Annotated in this window: 17 protein-coding genes and 2 pseudogenes; 7 read left to right on the top strand and 12 right to left on the bottom strand. The window is 73.4% G+C overall.

The genetic code is table 11. The annotated features are described in order from the left end of the window. The coding region (locus B1L11_RS40880; protein ID WP_143737907.1) for an acyl-CoA dehydrogenase family protein at nt 1-230 on the bottom strand (230 nt) is incomplete at its 3' end. A 234-nt stretch (nt 231-464) separates the two neighbouring features. Here B1L11_RS40880 and B1L11_RS40875 point away from each other — a divergent pair. The 3 genes from B1L11_RS40875 to B1L11_RS47590 all read left to right on the top strand — a co-directional run bounded on the left by B1L11_RS40875 (nt 465) and on the right by B1L11_RS47590 (nt 2,462). Beyond that, on the top strand, nt 465-1,121 hold the full coding sequence (locus B1L11_RS40875; RefSeq protein WP_079320580.1) for a TetR family transcriptional regulator: 657 nt from the start codon (nt 465-467) through the stop codon (nt 1,119-1,121). Between the two features lie 192 nt (nt 1,122-1,313). Continuing rightward, complete coding sequence (locus tag B1L11_RS40870; RefSeq protein WP_079320579.1) at nt 1,314-2,165, top strand: hypothetical protein; 852 nt, start codon at nt 1,314-1,316, stop codon at nt 2,163-2,165. A 126-nt stretch (nt 2,166-2,291) separates the two neighbouring features. Continuing rightward, complete coding sequence (locus tag B1L11_RS47590; protein WP_179155554.1) at nt 2,292-2,462, top strand: hypothetical protein; 171 nt, start codon at nt 2,292-2,294, stop codon at nt 2,460-2,462. A 38-nt stretch (nt 2,463-2,500) separates the two neighbouring features. Here B1L11_RS47590 and B1L11_RS40865 read toward each other — a convergent pair whose 3' ends face one another. From B1L11_RS40865 to B1L11_RS40850, 4 genes are read right to left on the bottom strand one after another with little or no spacing between them, the layout of a single operon-like run. Then, nucleotides 2,501-3,136, bottom strand: coding sequence for a VOC family protein (locus tag B1L11_RS40865; protein WP_079320578.1), 636 nt, complete (start codon nt 3,134-3,136; stop codon nt 2,501-2,503). Then, complete coding sequence (locus B1L11_RS40860) at nt 3,123-3,908, bottom strand: alpha/beta fold hydrolase (protein ID WP_079320577.1); 786 nt, start codon at nt 3,906-3,908, stop codon at nt 3,123-3,125. Before B1L11_RS40860 ends, B1L11_RS40865 begins: the two co-directional genes overlap by 14 nt. Further along, on the bottom strand, nt 3,908-4,837 hold the full coding sequence (locus tag B1L11_RS40855) for a Rieske 2Fe-2S domain-containing protein (protein WP_079320576.1): 930 nt from the start codon (nt 4,835-4,837) through the stop codon (nt 3,908-3,910). Before B1L11_RS40855 ends, B1L11_RS40860 begins: the two co-directional genes overlap by 1 nt. Next, nucleotides 4,834-6,060, bottom strand: a complete 1,227-nt coding sequence (locus tag B1L11_RS40850; protein ID WP_079320575.1) for an FAD-dependent oxidoreductase — start codon at nt 6,058-6,060, stop codon at nt 4,834-4,836. The genes B1L11_RS40855 and B1L11_RS40850 overlap by 4 nt, the downstream gene beginning before the upstream one ends. A gap of 105 nt (nt 6,061-6,165) precedes the next feature. On the opposite strand from B1L11_RS40850, the gene B1L11_RS40845 reads away from it, so the two are divergent. Further along, on the top strand, nt 6,166-7,329 hold the full coding sequence (locus B1L11_RS40845; protein ID WP_079320574.1) for a cytochrome P450: 1,164 nt from the start codon (nt 6,166-6,168) through the stop codon (nt 7,327-7,329). A gap of 3 nt (nt 7,330-7,332) precedes the next feature. Here the strand turns inward: B1L11_RS40845 and B1L11_RS40840 are convergent, their stop codons facing one another. From B1L11_RS40840 to B1L11_RS40830, 3 genes are read right to left on the bottom strand one after another with little or no spacing between them, the layout of a single operon-like run. Continuing rightward, on the bottom strand, nt 7,333-8,190 hold the full coding sequence (locus tag B1L11_RS40840; RefSeq protein ID WP_079320573.1) for an ABC transporter permease: 858 nt from the start codon (nt 8,188-8,190) through the stop codon (nt 7,333-7,335). After that, entirely contained in the window at nt 8,190-9,134 is a 945-nt protein-coding gene (locus B1L11_RS40835) for an ABC transporter ATP-binding protein (RefSeq protein WP_079320572.1), read from the bottom strand. Before B1L11_RS40835 ends, B1L11_RS40840 begins: the two co-directional genes overlap by 1 nt. 28 nt (nt 9,135-9,162) lie before the next feature. Then, on the bottom strand, nt 9,163-9,522 hold the full coding sequence (locus B1L11_RS40830) for a hypothetical protein (protein ID WP_218671626.1): 360 nt from the start codon (nt 9,520-9,522) through the stop codon (nt 9,163-9,165). Nucleotides 9,523-9,786: 264 nt separating this feature from the next. Here B1L11_RS40830 and B1L11_RS40825 point away from each other — a divergent pair, with 264 nt between their 5' ends. From B1L11_RS40825 to B1L11_RS40815, 3 genes are read left to right on the top strand one after another with little or no spacing between them, the layout of a single operon-like run. Further along, entirely contained in the window at nt 9,787-11,124 is a 1,338-nt protein-coding gene (locus B1L11_RS40825) for a cytochrome P450 (RefSeq protein ID WP_079320570.1), read from the top strand. Then, nucleotides 11,121-11,957: a class I SAM-dependent methyltransferase gene (locus tag B1L11_RS40820; RefSeq protein ID WP_179155553.1), complete on the top strand. Its 837-nt coding sequence runs from the start codon at nt 11,121-11,123 to the stop codon at nt 11,955-11,957. The genes B1L11_RS40825 and B1L11_RS40820 overlap by 4 nt, the downstream gene beginning before the upstream one ends. Continuing rightward, a complete protein-coding gene (locus B1L11_RS40815) occupies nt 11,954-12,139 on the top strand; it encodes a hypothetical protein (RefSeq protein ID WP_079320568.1) in 186 nt (61 codons plus the stop codon). Before B1L11_RS40820 ends, B1L11_RS40815 begins: the two co-directional genes overlap by 4 nt. Nucleotides 12,140-12,199: 60 nt before the next feature. Here B1L11_RS40815 and B1L11_RS53180 read toward each other — a convergent pair whose 3' ends face one another. The 4 genes and pseudogenes from B1L11_RS53180 to B1L11_RS49115 all read right to left on the bottom strand — a co-directional run. Then, on the bottom strand, nt 12,200-12,850 hold the full coding sequence (locus B1L11_RS53180; protein ID WP_256863310.1) for an ATP-binding cassette domain-containing protein: 651 nt from the start codon (nt 12,848-12,850) through the stop codon (nt 12,200-12,202). A 203-nt stretch (nt 12,851-13,053) separates the two neighbouring features. Further along, a pseudogene (locus B1L11_RS53175) lies at nt 13,054-14,070 on the bottom strand (ABC transporter transmembrane domain-containing protein); the annotation flags it as partial. A 128-nt stretch (nt 14,071-14,198) separates the two neighbouring features. Beyond that, entirely contained in the window at nt 14,199-15,173 is a 975-nt protein-coding gene (locus tag B1L11_RS53170; protein ID WP_256863309.1) for a hypothetical protein, read from the bottom strand. Nucleotides 15,174-15,463: 290 nt separating this feature from the next. Then, nucleotides 15,464-18,867 (bottom strand): annotated as a pseudogene (locus B1L11_RS49115) (SagB family peptide dehydrogenase); the annotation flags it as partial. Nucleotides 18,868-19,265: the final 398 nt, after the last annotated feature.

Raw genomic sequence — 19,265 nt, 5'->3', positions numbered from 1 at the left:
CGGCGCGACGCGGACCCCCACCTCCCGCCACGGATCACCGCCGTCGCGAGCGGGCCGAGCCCGGCCCCGCCCGCCTCGGGCGGCAGGCACGCGCCGAGCAGGCCCGCCTGCGCCAGCGCCTTCCACGCCCCCCGCGTCGTACGGCCGGCCGCCGCGCTCGTGCGCCTCGATCCTGGCCTGGTCCGCCTCCCGGTCCAGCACCGACGCGGCCAGCGCGCGCAACTCCGCATGGGTCTCGTCGAGATCGAAGTCCACCGGACCTCCCGCGTGTTCCACGGACCTGTCTGCGGGGCGGGATCCCCACCCAGAACCGCAAACTAGAACGGATTCTAATCTCTGTCCAGAGGGAGGCTCACGAACCGGCGACGACACGTGACTGAAACACCAAAGTCATACAGCCGCCAGCGCTTTTGTGACTCACGGGTAACCATCCGGAAGGAGCGGAAATCAGATAACGTGTTCCTATGCGCACTTCGCATGCAGTCGCCGACGCCCCACCACCGCTTCCCGAAGGCCCCTCCGCCGCGGCCGGCCATCCGGCACCGGCCACCCCCGGGGTCCGTACGCGGAGCCAGCACCAACGGCGCCGGCGCATCGTCCAGGCGGCGGCCGCCCTCGCCTCCCGCGGAGGCGTCGAGGCGATGCAGATGCGCACGGTCGCCGAGCGCGCGGGCGTCGCCCTGGGAACGCTCTACCGCTACTTCCCCTCGAAGATGGACCTGGTCGTGGCGGTGGTCGGCGAGGAGATCGACCTGCTGGAGTCCAGCATCGAGCGGCGCCCGCCGCACGCCGCCCACCCCGCCGGCCGCGCGGTCGACGTGCTGATGCGGGCCACCCGGGGCCTGATGCGCGAGCCGGAACTCGCCGACGCGCTCATCCGCTCCCTGATCATGGCGGAGGTGGAGGCGCCGTTCGGCGACCGGATGGCGAGCCTGCTGCTGCGCGTCGCCACCGACGGCCGCACGGTGAACCTTCCCGCGGAGGACCAGCTCGCGCTCACCGGCTCCCTGGCGGGAGTCTGGGTGCAGGAGTTGCTGGAGATGCTGCGCGGGCGGCGCACCTACGAGCAGATCCAGCACCGCATCGAGATCGCCGCCGAGCGGCTGCTGGCGGGTTTCTAGATTCTCCCCGGCCACGCGATGAAATTCGCGCGGCCCCGCGGTGACGCGACGTCCGCGGCCACGGGTAAGACGGATATGCCAGATGGGCCGGCCGTCGTCTCACACTAGAACGAGTTCCAGCTTTATTGGAATAAAATTCCAATTGCGGGAAAGCGCCTGGACCGGCCCTGCCGGTTCTGGTTCCATGACAGGGTGACGAGCACCCCCCGAGATCGCCCGGCGGGCCGACGGGACGCCGCCGCTCCGCGCATCCCCTCCGCCCGCGCGGCCTGGGGGCCGCTCTCCCTGTCGTACGCGACGGCGCAACTCGTCGAGGTGTTCCTGCACGAGGGATCACACGCGCTGGCCGCCCGCGCGCTGGGGTTCCATCCTGCCATCGGCCAGTTCGTCGAGTTGCACGTGCCCTCGCCGCACCGCGCGCAGGAGGCCCTGGTGGCCGCCGCCGGCCCGGTCGGCAGCCTCGTCACCGGCCTCGTCTGCTGGGCGCTGTACCGCCGGCGCGGGCCCTCCTATCCGCGACTGCTGCTGATGTGGCTGGCGATGACCGGCGTCGTGGCGTTCCTGGGCTACCTGGTGGTCACACCGCTGCTCACGGTGGGCGACACCGGGGTTCTGGCCCGTCTCTACCATGTGCCCGTCGCCGTCCAGTTCCTCGTCGCCGCCGCCGCGATGGCGGTTCTCTACCTGGTCACGCGGCCGCTCAGCCGGATGTACCTCGACTCGCTGCCCGCGAGCGTGCCCCTGGACACCCCGCGCGCCCGCAAGGCGGCCGTGACGCGCCTGTGGATCCCCTACCTGATCGGCCTGGCGCTGCTGGTGCCCGCCGGTCTCGGCGGCGACCCCGAGGTGGTCTTCTACGGCATCCTCGGCTGCTGGGGGCCGGGAATGGCGCTGGTCGGATTCATGACGCCGAGCGCGGGCCGGCCGTACGAACGCGAGGAGAGGCCGGGCACCGGCTGGCGGCTTCCCGTGTGGGCGTTTTTCGGCTACGCCGCGGTGGTCGCGTTCTATCTGCTCGTGCTGCGGCCCGGCCTGAATATCTGACCCCCCGGAATACGCATACGTACGCCCCCGGGATCCGGATGCGTAATAACCGGAATCACCCTGGACGGCCCCCGGGACATGGCCGATGATGCGTTCGCCGAATTCTTTTTCCCTCGGGGAGCCGTCATGGGACTGGGCAACATCCGCCTCATCGTGCCGCTGGTGTACGCGATCGCGGTCGTCGTGTCGCTGATGATCGACAAGACCGTTGGTGTGGTCGTCGTGATCGTCGGGGCGCTCCTCGTGGCCGCGTTCTTCATCTGGTTCCGCCCGCGGAGCGGGACCGGCCGTCCCTGACGCCGAACAGCGCGCCCCACGGGTCGCGCACCACCGCCTCACGCCCGTCGTCCCCCCGCCTCGGCGACCCGGCCGCCCGCCCGTTCCACGGCCACGGCCGCCGAGGGCACGTCGTCCACGAGGAAATACGACACCCACTGCGGGGACACGCCGTGCGGCACGCCGCGCACCTCCCGCCCGTGCGCCGGCTCCTCCCCGAAGAGCCCCGCGTAGAAGGCGCGGGCGGCGGCGGGATCGGCCGCCCACAGCTCGTGGCCGCAGGTCGCGCCGTACTCGTCGACCAGGACGATGCCCTCCGCCCAGTGCCCCTGCCAGAAACCGACCGACGCACCCGTCGCGTCGACCGCGAACAGGAACCGCCCGTCCTCGCCGGCGCCGAGCGGCCCGAACACCACCGTGCCGCCGAGCGCGGTCACCCGCCCGGCCACCGCGTCGGCGTCCTTGGCCGCCAGGTAGGTGTTCCAGGTGGGCGGCAACCCCCGTCCCGGTGGCACCCGGCCGAATCCTCCGACGACCTCCCCGGCTTGCCGCGCCAGGCGATAGCCGTACTCCTCGGGCTCGTCGAAGGTCCAGCCGAACAGGCTCGCGTAGAAGTCCCGCGCGCCCTCCGGGTCGGCCGCCATGTAGTCCACCCAGCAGGGCGAGCCCTGCGCGTAGGTCTCACGCCTGGGCATCTGCCCGGCTCCTTTCCAGATGGGACCGGATGAGCCGCGCGGCGGCCTCCGGGCGCTCGATCAGGCACAGGTGGCCGGCGTCCGCCATCTCGACCACCCGGCAGCGGGGGACGAGCCCGCCCAGCCGGTCGGCGTTGGCCGCGAACGTCGGCATCTCGGCGTCCCCGACGAGGACCAGGGTGTCGGCCCTGATCGCGCCGAGCGCCTCGTCGGTATGCGTGTGCCGGTGGAACGCCGCCATCGCGCCGGTGCGCAGTTCGTCCCAGCCGTGCCGGGCGATGACCGTCCGCAGGCTCGCCCGCAGCCGGGGGTGCGCCTGGGTGCCGCGGAAGATGTCGGGCGGGGAGGACATCCAGACGTCCGCAAGCGCGGCGCCGTCGGCACCGGCCCGCCGCAACGCCATCAGCTCGCGGTAACGCGGGGCCGTCCCCGGCTCGCTGGGGGCGCCCGCGATGGTGGGAGCCGCCACGACGAGGCGCCGTACGACGTCGGGCGCGTCCACGGCGAGCTGGATCCCCGCCAGCGACCCGAAGGACAGGGCCACGACGTCGTGCGCCCCCTCGGCCCGCGCGACGGCCGCGATCTCGGCCGCCAGGCCCGGCAGCGTCGTGCCGGGCCGCATCGGACCGGACCCTCCGTGGCCCGGCAGGTCGACGCCGACGTGCCGCCGGCCGGGCAGCAGCGCCCACAGGTCGCGCCAGGTGGAGGAGTCCATCGTGTAGCCGTGGAGCCACAGCACGGCCGGGCCGCTCCCGCTCGCGTGCACCCGCATCACGCCTGCTCCCCCGCCACCGCCGCGGAAGGGGTTCCGGCCGGCGGAACGGCACCGAAGGTCGCGCAGAACCGGCGGAAGGCCAGCACGGGCCGGTCGCCGGCGTCGTAGCGCTGCGGCGCGTCCGGATCGAGGTGGTCCCAGACGACGCGGTCCTGCTCGAAGGCGTACCGCGCGCCGTGGACCAGCGCGTCGAGCGCCTCGGCGCGCTCCGGCGGCAGTGCGATGGCGACCCGCCCCACACAGCCGCCGGAGGTGGGCACCGCGCCCGTGATGATCGTGTACGGCGCGTCCGCGGTGCCCAGCTCGGTCACGACGAGGCTGGGGCTGAAGGCCCGGGCGTAGAACCGGGAGGCGAAGTCGAGCCGGCGCTCCCGCTCCCACGGCGGGGCCTTGGTGCGGAACTCCCCCTCGATCGCCAGCTCGCCGTCGGGGCAGGGCGAGACCCGCATGCCTATGACCCGGGGCACGAGGTGGACCTGGTGGAAGTGCTCGGCGTCGAAGGCGTTCTCCACCACGTACTCCGAAGGGACCGCCACCGGCTGGATCACCGCGCCCACGACGATGTTGCCGTCGGCCACCTCCTTGATGGCCCGCTGGAAGCCCCGGTCGTCGTCCGCGGACAGCCGCACGAACACGGCCGCGCCCGCCCGCTCGACCGCGTACTCGGCGACCGACCAGCGTCGCGCCGTGTCCCCGAGTGCCACCCGCTTGCCGTGGAAGGGGCAGATGACGCAGTCGCCGTCCAGGGTGCCGCCGTGGCCGAGGGCCGCACCCCGGTGCGGGCACAGCCCGTCGAACACGCGGATGCGCGACCCGTCCCGTACGGCGAGCAGCCTGCGCCCGCCGAGCAGCAGGGGGTTCAGCCCTTCGGCGAGTTCCTCCTCGAACGCCAGCAGATACCAGCCCGTGTGCACTTTCCCGATCATCGCCCTACCGCCTCCAGGACCTCTCCGGCCGCGCGGTCACCGCTGGCCATGGCCGCCTGAACCATCGGGACACCGGCCGCCGTGGCCTCGCCCGCGAAGAACACCGTGCCGCCCATCGGCTCCGCCCACGCCGCCCGCGCCCACAGGCCGCCGACCCGGGGATAGGTGAACGCACCGGTCGCCCAGGCGTCCGCTCCCCAGTCGGCCGTCTCGACGTGCTCGGACCGGGCGTCCCCGGCCCAGGGCAGCACCCGGCCCAGCGGGGGCGGCCCTCCGCGGGCCGCCTCGCGCGCCCGCGCGGCGGCCCCGGCCTTGGCCACCACCAGGACGCGCGTGCTGCCGGCGGTGCAGGTGACGAAGCCGAGCCCGCCCTCGGCGTCGAACACGACGGCCGACTCCGGGGCGGGCCGCGACAGCGTCACCACTCCGCACCAGGCGTCGCCGAGTCGCAGCGACTCGGCCGCCGCCCGCTTGCGGGCCGGCATGTCCGCGATCGCGAGCGCCCCGCCCGCGACCACGGGCGGAGGCACGGTCACCACCGCCGCCGCGGCCGTCACCGCGCCCTCGTCGAGCCGGGCCTCCACCCGGCCAGGCGACCAGGCGATGCTCCTGGCCGGGCTGCCGGGCCGTACGTCGAGCCCGTGGGCCAGCAGGCCGGGCAGCCGGTCGAACCCTCCGCGGACGGCGAACCGGCCCTCGCCGACGTCGTCGGCGCGGCGTCCGGCGGCCATGCCCGCCTCGCTGAGGGACTCGGGGTCGGCGGCCCAGTTCTGCCGCAGCCACTCGGCCTGGTCGCCGGAGGTGAGCCGCCCCGCGACGGGCACGTCCTTCCCCGGGTCCCGCAGCAGGCTCTGCTCGACCGCCCACGGCGGCCGTCCCCGCCGGGCGAGCACGCCCAGCGGCAGCACCCGCCCCGCCGCGGCGACAAGGGCCGTGCCCGGCCGCACCGGCTCGGCCGCGTCCCGTTCCAGCACGTCCCACACGGGGTTGCGGTCGCCGTGGACGACCTGAGCCCCCAGCTCCATCGGGGGGCCGCCGTCGCCGGGGCGGTAGGTGCGCACCCGCCCGCCGACGCGGTCCCTGGCCTCCAGCACCGTGACGGCGAGACCGGCGGCGCGCAGCCGCCGAGCGGCGGTCAGGCCGCTGACGCCCGCGCCCACGACCACTACATCGACCCGCATCGCTGCCTCCCACTGGCCCGTTCGGTCCGCAGTTGTTCGCATTCATCCCGGCGGCGGCCACTCTGTAGTAGCGTGGCCGTGCCGTGATCTTGTAGCCCGTGATCTCGCGACCCGTGATCTTGTGAGCTCAGCACCGAGGGACCGCCGATGACCGCTCCCCTCCGGCTTCCGGCCGGTCTGGCCCACCCGTTCTCCCCGACGGGGAGATCCGACCCGTATCCGGCGTACGACTGGCTGCGGGCCAACGATCCGGTCCACTTCGACGTCACGTCCCGGATGTGGCTGCTCACGGCGCACGAGCACTGCGCGAGCGCGCTCAGGGACCCCCGGTTCTCGGCCGCCCTCGGACAGCGCGAGCGGGTGCGCGACGACGACCTGCCCGCGTCGATGCTGACCACCGACCCGCCCGAGCACAATCGGCTGCGCGCCCCCGGCATGGCCCTGCTCGGCCCCGCCGCGGTGCGCGAGCTCGCCGACGGCATCGCCACCGTCGTGGACGGCCTGCTCGACGGGCTGGCGGACGCGGTGGAGGTCACCCAAGACCTCGGCGAGCCGTTCGCGACCGGCGTGCTGGCCCGGACGCTGCTCCTGCCGCGCGAGGACGAGGCGGCCTTCGCGGACCTGGCGCGGCGGGCCTCGGTCAACCTCGACCCGCTGGCCGGGCCGCAGGCCGCGCGGGAGGGCCGCGTGGCGATGGGCGAGCTGACCCGCTTCCTCGACGCGCACGTGGCGCGCGGGCCCGGCGGGCCGATCGGGCGGCTGGCCGCGGACGAGCGGCTGACCCGGCCGGAGATGCTGGGCATCCTCTCGCTGGCCGTCGTCGGCGGCTGGCGCCCGCTGGCCGAGATGGTGGGCAACGCGCTGTTCTGGCTGCTGCCCCGCCCCGAGGCCCTCGCGGCTCTTCGCGAGGGCGGCGACGACCTCGCCCGTACGGCGGTCGACGAGCTGCTGCGGCTGGAGGCGCCCATCCCCTTCACGGCGAGGGTGACGACCGCGGAGGTGTCCTTCGGGGACGCGGTCGTTCCCGCCGGGGCGCGGGTGCTCGCCGTGGTCGCGGCGGCCAACCGGGACCCGGCCGTCTTCGACCGCCCCGGCGACATGGTGCTGACCCGGTCTCCCAATCCCCACCTCGCCTTCGGCGCCGGCACCCATTTCTGCCTGGGCGCGCCCCTCGTCCGGCAGGCCGGCGCGCTGCTGCTGCGCGGCCTGGCCGAGCGCTTCCCCGCGATCCGCCCGGACGGCGCCCCGCCCGCCTGGGCGCCCGTGCTCGTGCCGCGCCGGCTGAACGAGTTCCGGATCCGGCTCTCCTGACGGTCAGCGGACGTTGGGCCCGCGCCAGCGGAAGGTCAGGAAGCTCAGCGCGAGCCCGGCGAGGCACCACGCGGCCAGCACGAGCGCCACGCGGTCGAGCTCCCACACGCCCGCGGGCTCGACGCGGGCGAAGTCGTTGGGCAGGAACACCGAGCGCAGTCCCTGGGTCATCCACTTGAGCGGGAACAGGGCCGCGACCGTCTGCATCCACGCCGGCAGCTGGCTGTAGGGGAAGAACACCCCCGAGATGAACTGCAGCACCAGGAACGGCAGGGTGACGATGGCCGAGGCCGACCGGGCGTTGGGGATGACCGAGCTGAACGCCACGGCCAGCAGCGTGCAGGCCACCGCGCCGAGCAGCAGCACCCACACGAGCGTCTCCCAGCGGGCGGTGGTCGAGGGCAGCGGCAGCCCGAACGCCACCACGGCCACCGCGAGCAGCAGGAGTGTCTCCAGGGTGCCGGTCACGGCCACCCTGACCACCTTGCCGATGAAGTAGGCGGACTTCGGCATCGGGCTGGAGGCCAGCCTGCGGATCATCCCGGTGTCGCGCTCGATGGCGACGCTGATGGCCAGCCCGTTGAAGCTGACGCTCATCACGCCACAGCCGATGATGCCCGCGATGAACATCTGCTTGAAGTCGGTGTGGGTGCCGGGCACGGTCCCCGAGAAGATGGAGCCGAGCACGACCAGCAGCACGATGGGCAGCAGCAGCGTGAAGACCAGCGACTGCCGGTTGCGGAAGAACGACTTGAGCTCGACCGACGACCGCGAGACGGCCGCCCGCCACACGATCGAGCGGGCGGGATCGAGCACCACCGCGCCGCTCTCCTGGGTGAGGGCCGCGTTGGGAGCGCTCATCACACGACACCGCCTTCCTGGTTGCTCCGGATGAGGTCCAGGTAGATCTCCTCGAGCGACGGCCGGTGGATGCGCAGGTCCGGCAGTTCGCGCACGCCGGAGGCGGCCGCCCAGGGCAGCAGCGCGGCCATGGCCTCGGTGGGGTGGTGCGTGCGTACGACCACCAGGCCCTCCGCCTCCTCCACCACGGCGTCGCCCGGCAGCGCGGGCAGGCTCCCGCCGAGCCCGTCCGTCCTGGCGAAGCTCACGGCGGCGGGTGTCGCGCGCCGGCCGCCCAGCTCCGCGACCGGGCCCGACTCGACGACCCGCCCCCCGACGATGACGGCCGCCCGCTGCGCCAGCGCCTCGACCTCGTCCAGGTAATGGGTGGTGAGCACGGTGGTCTTGCCACGGTCGGCGAAGTAGCGGACGAGGTCCCACGCCTCCCTGCGGGCGACGGGGTCGAGTCCCGTCGTCGGCTCGTCGAGGAAGATCAGATCGGGGTCCCCGACAACGCCGACCGCGACGTCGAGCCGCCGGGCCTGCCCGCCGGAGAGCGTCTGTGCCTGCTTGCGCGCCTGCTTGCCGAGGCCGACCATGTCGATCACCTCGGCCACCGGCAGCGGCGCGGGGTAGAACGCCGCGAAGTGCTCGACCACCTCGCGCACGGTCAGGTCGGTGTACGCCCCTGTCGTCTGGGGGACGACGCCGATCCGCGCCCGCCACTCGGGCGCGTCCTCGGCCGGGTCGCGGCCGAGGACGCGCACGTCGCCGGAGGTCCGCCGGCGAACCCCCACCAGGATCTCGACCGTGGTGGTCTTGCCGGCGCCGTTCGGCCCGAGGAGGGCGAACACCTCGCCGCTCCGCACGTCGAGGTCCACCTCCTCGACCGCGTTCACCGGACCGTACCGCTTGCGCAGGGAGCGCACGTGGACGGGGTTCGCCTGCTCGGCGACCGTGGACATGATCTGCCCTCCGAGTGTGTCGTGATCGTCAGGTGCAGCAGCAGCAGGGGCAGCAGCAGCAGTTGATGTCGATCGACTCGGCCGAGGAAACGCCGGCCGCGATGGAGTCGAGGTCGCCCTCGTTGAGCTCGGCCATGTCGACCTGCGGCGTCTCGGGGATGTGCAGTTCGAAACGGCCCGTCTCGAGGCCCCGCTCCCACAGCGCGACCTGTACCTCGATGTTGCTGTCGTGGTGGCCTTCGGGGATGTTGCGGACGAGCACGACCTCGGCTCCCGCCGGCAGCTCCAGACCGGACTCGGCCAGAGCCGAGCGGGGGTCGGAGTCCAGCCGGGCCGAGTATTCCTCACTCGACCAGGCCGTGATCAGAACGCGGGTGTACGCGTTCACGAATTCCGCGCGCTGTCTCGGGTCCAAAGACATAGCCTGCCTCCCGGCTTTTTCGCGGGCAATGTGTCCCGCTGCTTTCGAAATGAAGTCTTACACGGCCGGACGGGAACGCACAGACTTAATTTCCGGGCCACTCGCATAAGTATTGAGGACGCGAACGGCGCAGACTATGCTCCGATCAGGAAATATCACCGGGTACGTATTCACCTCGAATCGCATGCGCAATTCACCGGCGAATACGTATTCAAAAAAGTGAGGGTGGGCATGGCCGATACGCACAGCGGTTACGTATCCCTGCCGCCGGGTCCGGACGGCGCCCAGAGCCTGCGCAGCATGCGGGAGGACCCGCTGCGCTTCGTCACCGAGATGGCCGCCTACGGCGACGTGACGAGGCACGAGGCCGAGGGAGAGCCCGTCTACATGCTGCACCGGCCCGACCTGGCCCGGCACGTGCTGAAGGACAACGGCGCCAACTACACCAAGGACCGCACGCCCGACGACGACATGCTGCGCCCCCTGCTCGGCAACGGGTTGCTGACCAGCGGCGGCGAGGAGTGGGCCAGGCAGCGCAAGATGATCGCCCCGGCCTTCCGCCCGACCGAGGTCGAGCGGTTCGACCAGGTCATGACCGACGCCGCGGCCCACCTGGCGGGCCGGTGGCGGCGGGCCGGCGAGGACGGCGAGGCCGTACGCGTCGACCACGACCTGACCGCGCTCACGCTCACCGTCATCGCGCGGGCCATGCTCGGTGCGGACATCGCGGGCGTCGGCGACGGCTTCGGGCGGGCGGTGGACGAGGTCAACCGCTTCATCGGCCACTTCGACCCCGCCTCCGAGGGAGGCGGGCGGGAGGGGTTCCGCCGGGCGAAGGCGTTCCTCGACGCCGTCACCCGGACGATCGTGGCCGCCCGCCGGGCCACCGGGCAGGAGGGCCACGACCTGCTCGGCGCGATGCTGGCCTCGGGGCACGCGATGACCGCGACCGACCTGCGCGACCAGGTGTTGACGATCGTCATGGCCGGGCACGAGACCACGGCCAAGGCGCTGACCTGGACGCTCTACCTCCTCGACCGTCATCCCGACGCCGCCCGGGCGGTGCGCGCGGAGGTGGACGAGGTGCTGGGCGTGGACCGGACCCCCACCGCCGCCGACCTGCCCCGGCTGACGGCCTGCCAGCGGGCGATCAGGGAGGCCATGCGGCTGTACCCGCCCGTGTGGCTCATCTCCCGGCGCTCCGTGGAGGCCGACGTCGTCGGCGGCTACGCCATACCTCCGGGCACCTTGGTGTGCGTCAGCCCGTACGTACTCCACCGGGATCCCCGGTACTGGCCCGACCCGGAGACGTACGCACCGGACCGGTTCGCGGCCGAGCACACCCACGCGGGGCACCAGTACCTCCCCTTCGGGGGCGGCCCCCGGGTGTGCGTCGGCCGCCACTTCGCGATGGTCGAGGCCACCCTCGTGCTGGCCGTGCTGCTGCGCACCGTGCGCCCCGAGCTCGTCCCCGGCTTCCCGGTCGAGCCCGAGGCCCTGGTCACGCTGCGCCCCCGGCACGGCATGCTCATGGTCCCGAGGCCCAGGCAAGCGCGGAGGCCGCGGTGACCGCCGTGACGGGCGCCGGGTCGTACGACCCGGCCACGACGACCGCCGGGGGCCTGCGCGGCGAGCTGGCGCGCCTGGAGGCCCAGGCGGAGCTCTCCTTCGACGAGGAGCTGCGCGTCCTGCTGGACGTCGGCGTCCCAGCGCCGCTGCTGGAGCTCGGGGCGGGCTCCGGCGCCGTCACGCGGCGGCTGCGGGCCGCCCTGCCGGACCTGCCCATGATGGCCGCCGACATCGACACGGCGCTGCTTGCGCACGCGTCCGGCGCGCGGGTTCCGCTGCTCGGTTGCGACGCCGTACGGCTGCCGCTGGCGGACGGGGCCGTGGGCACCGTCCTGCTCCGGTACGTACTGCAGCACGTGGCCGACCCGGCGACGGTGGTGGCCGAGGCGCTGCGGGTGCTGCGGCCGGGCGGGCGGCTGATCGTGATCGAGGTGGACGCGATGCTGTGGGGCCTGGCCGACCCCATGTACCCCGAGATGGCCGGCGTCCACAACCGCATGACCGGCGCGCAGCGGCAGGCGGGCGGCGACCGGCTGATCGGGCGCAAGCTCACCCGGCTCCTTCGCCGTGCGGGCTTCGGCGACGTGGTCCTGCGCCCGTTCGCCACCACCAACGACGACCGCCCCACCGAGGCGTTCGCCCCCCACCTGGGCCCGGAGCGGCTGGCGCCGCTGGTCGCCTCCGGGGCCCTGTCCCTGCCCGAGCTCGCCCTGGCGGCCGACCGGTGGCGGCGTTTCCGCGCCGACCCCGACGCCTGGGTCATGCTGCTCGGCCTCGTCGTCGCCGGGACCGCACCGGGCGGTCCCGCCGAGTCCGAACGGAGTACGTCATGAGCCCCTTCTGGAAAATCTTCGTCGCGATCTTCTGTTACATCAGCGGCATCGTGGGCCTCGGCCTGGCCGTCGCCAACGCCAGCGTGAAGCCGCCCGCCACCACCCACGCCTTCGTGTACGGCGGGCTCGGCGTGGTGTTCCTCATCGCCGGAATCGTGTTGAGCCGCAGGCCCCGCTACTGAGCACGCGAGAACCGCCGGCGGACCGTCCCCGGTCCGCCGGCGGCGCGCACGTCCCCGGCCTCAGATCTGCCGTCGCGCCAGCCGGGCGAACAGCCCCTCGGCGTCCTCGAGCAGCTCGTGGTACTTGCCCTGCTGGACGATGCGCCCGCGGTCGAGCACCACGATCTTGTCGGCGTCCCTGATCGTCGAGAGCCGGTGCGCGATCACGATGCGGGTGGCGTTGAGCTGGCGGGTGCTCTCCGTGACGATCTTCTGGGTGGGGTTGTCCAGCGCGCTGGTCGCCTCGTCGAACAGCACGATGCGGGGGTGCGAGACGAGGGCGCGTGCGATCATGATGCGCTGCCGCTGCCCGCCCGACAGCGTGTTGGTGCCCTCCGACAGCACCGTGTGCATGCCCATCGGCATGTTCGCGATGTCGTCGGCGATCCCCGCCATGCCGGCGGCGTCCCACGCGTCGTCGACCGTGTGGTCGGTGCTGCCGATGATGTTGGCCTTGATGTCGCCGGCGAGCAGCGCGCTGTTCTGCAGGACCACCCCGCACTGGCGGCGCACCGCGCCGATGTCCAGCTCGCCCAGGTCCTGGCCGTCGTGCAGGACCGTCCCCGAGGACGGCGACTCGAAGCCCAGCAGCAGCCGCAGGATCGTCGACTTGCCGCTGCCGGTCGGGCCGACGATCGCGACGAACTCGCCGGGCTCGACCGACAGGTCCACCCCGTCCAGGACGAGCGGCCCGTCCTCGCCGTACCGGAACGACACCCGCGACAGCTCGATCCGGCCCGACAGCTCGCCCGGGTCGCCTTGCCGGCGTGATCCTCCGGCTCGGCCGCCAGGATCGGCCGTAGCCGCTCCAGCATGGGCACCACGCTCATCGCGGTGATCGCCGCGCCGGTGAACTGCAGCACCGAGGCCAGCAGCAGGTTGAACGCGGCGAAGAACGCCAGGAACGCCGGGACGGTCACGTCCCCGAGCATCGGCCCGGCCACCACGGCGAAGACGATGACCGACGCGACCAGCGGGAAGCCGGCGTTGAAGGTCGTGACGAGGTTCTGCACCCGGCGGGCGGACACGCCGAGGCTGCGCGCCTTGAGGAACTCCGACGACCAGACCCCGAAGGCCCGGTCCTCGGCCGCCGCCACCCGCAGCTTCGGCACGGCCGTCAGAAGCTGGAAGACCCGCGACGACAGCCGCTGCTCGTGGGTGTAGATCCGGCGTTGCAGCCGCACCTCGAAGTAGCCGGCGACCGCGCACACGAGCACCCCGGCCAGCACGAGCGCCGTCGCGATCAGCGCCAGCCGCACGTCGTAGAAGTAGACGAGCACGAGGTTGGCCAGGCCGGCGAACAGGCCGAGGGCCGCCGTCGTCATGACGCCGGACAGCGTCTCCTGCACCGCGCTGACGCCGAGGACCGTGGTGCCCAGCTCGGCCGTGGAGTAGTTGGTGAAGAACGTCGCCGGCAGCGACAGCAGCCGCATCCACGCGCCCGCCTGCAGGCGGGCCGACGACCTGCCCTCGATGCGCAGCGCGGCGAAGTTCTGCACCACCGACAGCGCGGCCGCCACGAGCGAGCCCGCGATCACCAGCAGCGCGCCCTGCACGATCATCTCGCGCTCGGCCCTGGCCACGTACGTGCCGAGCACGAGGCCGGTCATGGCGGGCACCAGCAGGCCGATGCAGGCCACCAGCGTGCCGAGGCTGAGCAGGGTCCACAGGTCCTTGCGGTTCTTGGCCAGGCCGAACCGCAACAGCCCGCCCACCCCGGTGACGGCCGGCGGCAGCGGCTCGTACAGCACGTCGGCGTGCCGGGTCAGCGTGCCGGCCACCGCCGCGGTGACCGGGGTGACGCGCTCCTCCCCCGGCGCGGCCACGACGTAACGCGACCCGATGGGCAGCAGCGCCACCGGCGCTCCGTCGGAGGAGCGGTAGCCCACCATCGGCCCGATGTCCCGCCGCCACCAGCGGTCGTCCAGCCTGATGCGGCGGGTGCGCACGCCCGAGGCGAGCGCGATGGCCTGCAGCGGGTCGATCCGGCCGCCGTGCGCGCCTCCCGGCGGGGGTGCGGTCACCGAGAAGCCGGCGTGCGAGGCCACCAGGCGCGCGGCGGCCAGCGCGGGCGGGTCCCCTGCCACGTCGGCGAGGCGGACCCGCGCCTCGGTGTCGCGCACCAGCGTGTCGAACCCGCGTGCGGTGGTGCGCAGCACGTCCCCGCCCCGCTCGCCCGGCTCGTCAGTGCCCTCAGCTCGGTCGAGTTCCGGCGTTCGATCCGCCGGTCGATCATGTAGAGGAAGCGGGTGGTGTGCTCGACCCACCGGTGCCACAGCTCGCCCGCGCCCAGCAGGTCGAGGGTCGACCGGGCGCGCAGCCGGGCCGGGCCGAGTGCCGCCAGCCAGTCCCGCTCGGTGACGCAGACCTCCGCGCCCGCGCTGAGCTGACCGGCGACGCCCTCCGGCATCTCGACCACGCCGTCCTCGATGGTGATCCACCGAACGCCGTCGACCGACCGGACGGCCTCGCCCTTGCGGACGACGGTGGGCTCCTGCGGCGACAGCGGGACGAAGTCGCGGGGGGGCAGCGTGTCGCGCATCGACGCGGCGAGCGCCACCACCCCGGCCTCCAGGCCCCGCACGAACTCGCGCACCGCCAGGCCGTACTCGCGGGTGGGCAGGGCGCGGACCGCCTTACCCGACTCGGACGGGCCGTCGACGCGCCGGGCCGACAGTCCCTCCAGCCGGGCCAGCGGCAGGCGCGACACGCGGGTGCCGAGCACCGGCCGCCCGACGATGCTGTGCCTGGGCCCCCGGGGCGAGCCGAGCACCAGCGCGCCCTGCCGCACCCGGCACAGGTAGTTCCACCTGCCGACCGGCCTGCCGTTCTCCAGGCGTACGGCGAACAGGTCGACCGCGCCGCGCTCGACCAGCAGCACCTCGCGCAGGTCGGCCAGCACGAGCAGCCGGTCGGCCGAGTAGTCGACGGGCGTGGCCGCGTCGGTGAAGAACGGCGAGAACGCCGAGGACGGCGTCACGGCCGAGACGCTCATTGGTCCGCTCCCTCACCGCCCGGCTGGGCGTTCTCTATCAGCCGCGCGTAGTGCCCGCCGAGGCGCACGAGGTCCTCGTGCGTGCCGCGCTCCACCACCTCGCCCTGGTAGAGCACGAGGATCTCGTCGGCGTCCCGTACGGTCGACAGCCGGTGCGCGATGATCAGGCAGGCGCATCCCCGGCGGCGCAGGTTGTCGGCGATGACCCGCTCTGTCTCCGGGTCGAGCGCGCTGGTGGCCTCGTCGAGGACGAGCAGGGTCGGCTGCGCGGCCAGCGCCCTGGCCAGCTCCAGCCGCTGGCGCTGCCCGCCGCTGAAGTTGCGCCCGCCCTCGCGCACCCGGCTGTTGAGCCCGCCGGGCCGGGCGGAGATGACGTCGAAGATGGCCGCGTCGTGCAATGCGGCGGTGACGACCTCGTCGGAGACGTCCTCGCTCCACAGCGTGAGGTTGTCGCGCACCGTGCCCTCGAACAGCGAGATGTCCTGGTCCACGTACGCGACCGAGGCCGCCAGCTCGGTCCTGGAGATCTCCTCGCGTCGCGCCCGTCGAGCAGCACCCGGCCCGACGCCGGCCGGTACAGCCCCGCCACGAGCCGGCCGATGGTCGACTTCCCGCTCCCCGAGCTCCCGACGATCGCCACCCGCCGGCCGGGCACGACCGAGAACGACACGTCCTTGATCACCGGCTTGGCCAGCGGGTTGTACCCGAACGTCACGTGCTCGAAGGTGATCGCCCCGTCGAGCCGGCTGCCGGCGGGCCTGTCCGGCCGGTCGAAGACGGGCGAGCGGGGGTGACGCTCCACGTCGTACAGCCGGGTGATGTCGGCCGAGATGTCCTGCAAACGCCCGCCGAGGTTGGTGAGCTGGGTGACCGGCCGCGACAGCGCGCCGAGCAGGCTCTGGAAGGCCACCAGCAGGCCGACGCTGACCGCGCCGTCCACCACCCGCAGGCCGCCGACGAGCAGGATGAGGCCGCTGTTGACCCCGGCGAGCAGCGGAGGCACGACCGTGATGACCGCGCTGGGCACACCCAGCCGCTGCCGGGCGGTCACGGCCTTGGCCAGGAAGCCCGCCCACCGCTGGAACGCGCTGGGCTCGGCGCCGGTGGCCTTCACGGTCTCCACGAGCTGCAGGGTGTTGAAGGTGGCCGACGTGAGGTTGCCGAGATCGGCCCGCAGCGCGGCCACCGCGTCGGTCCTGGCTCTGGACACCTGCCGCAGCACCAGGATGTTGAGCAGCGCCATGCCCACGCCGATGAGGCCGAGCAGCAGGTCGTACCGGATCAGGACGACCGCGTAGAAGAGCACGAGGACGAGGTTGACGACGGTGATCGCCAGGTCCCTGGACAGGATCTCGGCGACCGTGTCGTTGGCCGACACCCGCCTGGCGACCTCGGCGGGCCTGCGTTGCAGGAAGAACTCCACCGGCAGGCGCAGCAGATGGCGGAAGAAGCGGGCGGAGCTGACCAGCCCCAGCCGTATCTCCATCCGCAGCAGATAGTGCCGCTGGACCGAGGTCAGCACGAACATCGCCAGGGCGGTCATCGACATCGCCAGCAGCAGCGGCAGGATGAAGCCGGGGTCGCGGCCGGTGAGGATGTGGTCGATGAACACCCGGCTGAACGCCGGCGCGATGATCCCGGGCACGACCAGCAGCAGGCTGGCCAGCAGCACCAGCGGCAGCGCCCGGCCGGAGGACATGCGGCGCGACAGCAGCGCCTCGGCCACCCGGGTGGGCCGGCCGCCGGGCCGGAACCCGGGCCCGGGCTCGAAGGTCAGCACGATGCCGGTGAAGCCCGAGTCGAACTCGTCCCAGTCGAGCAGGCGCGGGCCGCTCGCGGGGTCGTTGACCGCCACCACCGGCCTGCCGAAGCGGGTGCGGATGCCCTCGACGACCATGAAGTGCTGGAACGCCCAGAAGATGATCGCCGGTTTGACGATGTCGCGCAGGTCGTCCAGCTCCATCTGGAAGCCCTTGGCCTCCAGCCCGTACTTGCGGGCGGCGGCGATCACGCTGGACGCCTTCGCGCCGTCCCGGGACACCGCGCAGGCGGCCCGCAGCTCCTCCAGGGGCACGAACCTGCCGTAGTGGCCGAGGACCATGGCGAGGGCGGCGGCCCCGCACTCGACGGCCTCCATCTGGATGACGGTCGGCGTGCTCCCGCGCCGGCCGCCCCGTTTGCGGGGACCGCGCCTGCTCGGGGCGCGGGGCGGTGAGGCGTCGGCGCGGGGGGCCGTGACCTGGCTCATCCGTCTCCTTCTCAGCGTCCGAGTAGCAGGTTGAAGGGCGTCTGGCTGCTGAGCGTGACAGTGCCCGTCACCGTGACCTGCGACCGCAGCTTCATCGGAGGACCGGTCTCGGTCGTCCAGGAGTAGCCGGAGGTCGTCCCGGGGTCGGGGAGGAGGTCGACGACCACCAGGCGGGGCGGCTCCGCGGTGACGTAGCCGCGGGCCGCGAGGTCCCCGCCGACCAGGCCGGCGACGCCCTCCGCCATCAGCGGGTAGGGGCTGATCGAGGTCACCCTGCCGCGCAGCAGCCCGAACACGCCGGGCGGGGCGTCGGAGACCGCGAGGTCGACCGTACGGCCGGGGGCGATGCCGAGCGCGTGGTCGCCCGGCACGAACAGCATCGCGACCAGGCGGTCGCGGGGGGGCGTCGGTCCGCTCCATCGCGAGCAGCCCGTCGCCCTCGCGGACCATCGCGCCCTCGCTCGCCGAGGTGGTGACGACCTCGCCGGTGAACGGGCTGCTGACGGTGCGCACGGTGCCGTCGGCCCGCAGGACCTCCGCCACCGCCTGCCCGCGCACCACCCGCCGGCCGGGACTCACCATCATGGTCCGCACGGTCCCGGTGTACGGGCTCTGCAGCTGGGCGGTGCCCGCCGGATGGGTCAGCAGCCCCTTGGCGGTGACGGTGACCGGCAGCCGGCCGACGAACGACCACACCCCCGCGGCGACGACCACGATGAGCACGACGAACGTGGCGATCCAGCGCGCGGGGAGGCGAGCAGGGTCGGGGAGTCGAGCTCGTCGGGCTCCCGCATCCGCTGCAGGGCCTTCAACCGGAACTTCACGCCGGCACCTCCGGGGACCATCCCGGAGCGTCCCCGCCGCACCGCCCCGTCTGCTGCCGAGCAGGAGCTCGCCCACACTGCCCTCCGCGTGCGGGTCGAGCCCGCTGGCCGCGGCGAACTCCGCCGCGTCCCCGCCGCCGAGCCCGCAGACCGCCAGGCCCATGGCCGTGGCCACCAGGTAGAAGGTCTGGTACAGCACGCCCACGTGCTTGAGGATCAGCGAGTAGGCGATGGTCTCGTACTTCCACATCACCCGGCCGAAGCGGGCGGTCACGATCAGCAGGACCTGCGGGTCCTCGGTCATCATGGCCGCCGACCTCGCCCGGTCGAGCAGCGTCCGGGTCGCCGGGCCGGGATCGGCCACCCGTTCCAGCACGTGCGCGTGGGCGGCGTAGTGCCACAGCCCGGGCTCCAGCCCCCCGCAGGAGACGACGAGGGGATAGACCTCCAGCTCGTGGACGGCGCCGCCGGACGGGTAGGGCCGGTCGGCCAGCTCCTGGCCGTCCTCCCCGGTGAACGTGCGCCGCTGGCGCATCGTGCGGTAGAGCAGCTCGCCCAGGTGGTCCAGGGTGATCGGATCGGCGGCGTCGTGCTCGCGGATCGAGCGGCGGGCCTCCAGCACCTCGGTCAGGCTCGCCTCGGTCTTCGCGATCACGTCCAGGTCCGGCGGCTCCAGGGCGATCCGGGGGCCGGCGAAGGCGGGCGGCGCCGCCGGCAGCGGATCCCGCACGCCCCGCAGTGGATAGGTCCCGCCGTAGCGCCCGGTCGTGCGCGGCTCCCGGGTGCGGGTGTGCAGCCACAGGTCGGCGGGCGACCACTGGGCGAGCGGGGCGGCGCCGCGCTCGGGGTCCTCCCCCTCCGGCGTCGGCCGCACCAGCAGCCCGGCCTCGGCGAACAGGCCGAGGACCGCCGCCGTGGTCCCGGCCGGCAGGCCCGGGCAGGTGAGGCCGGCCGGAGTCGTCCAGTCCGCGAGCAGGCCGAGCAGCGGGGCGGCGGCCGGGCGAGCTCGACCCCGAGGGG

This window comes from Microbispora sp. GKU 823 (assembly GCF_002027145.1).
Taxonomy (GTDB): domain Bacteria; phylum Actinomycetota; class Actinomycetes; order Streptosporangiales; family Streptosporangiaceae; genus Microbispora; species Microbispora siamensis.
Note: the sequence above shows the minus strand (reverse complement) of the source record. Positions and strands in the feature narration are given on the sequence as shown.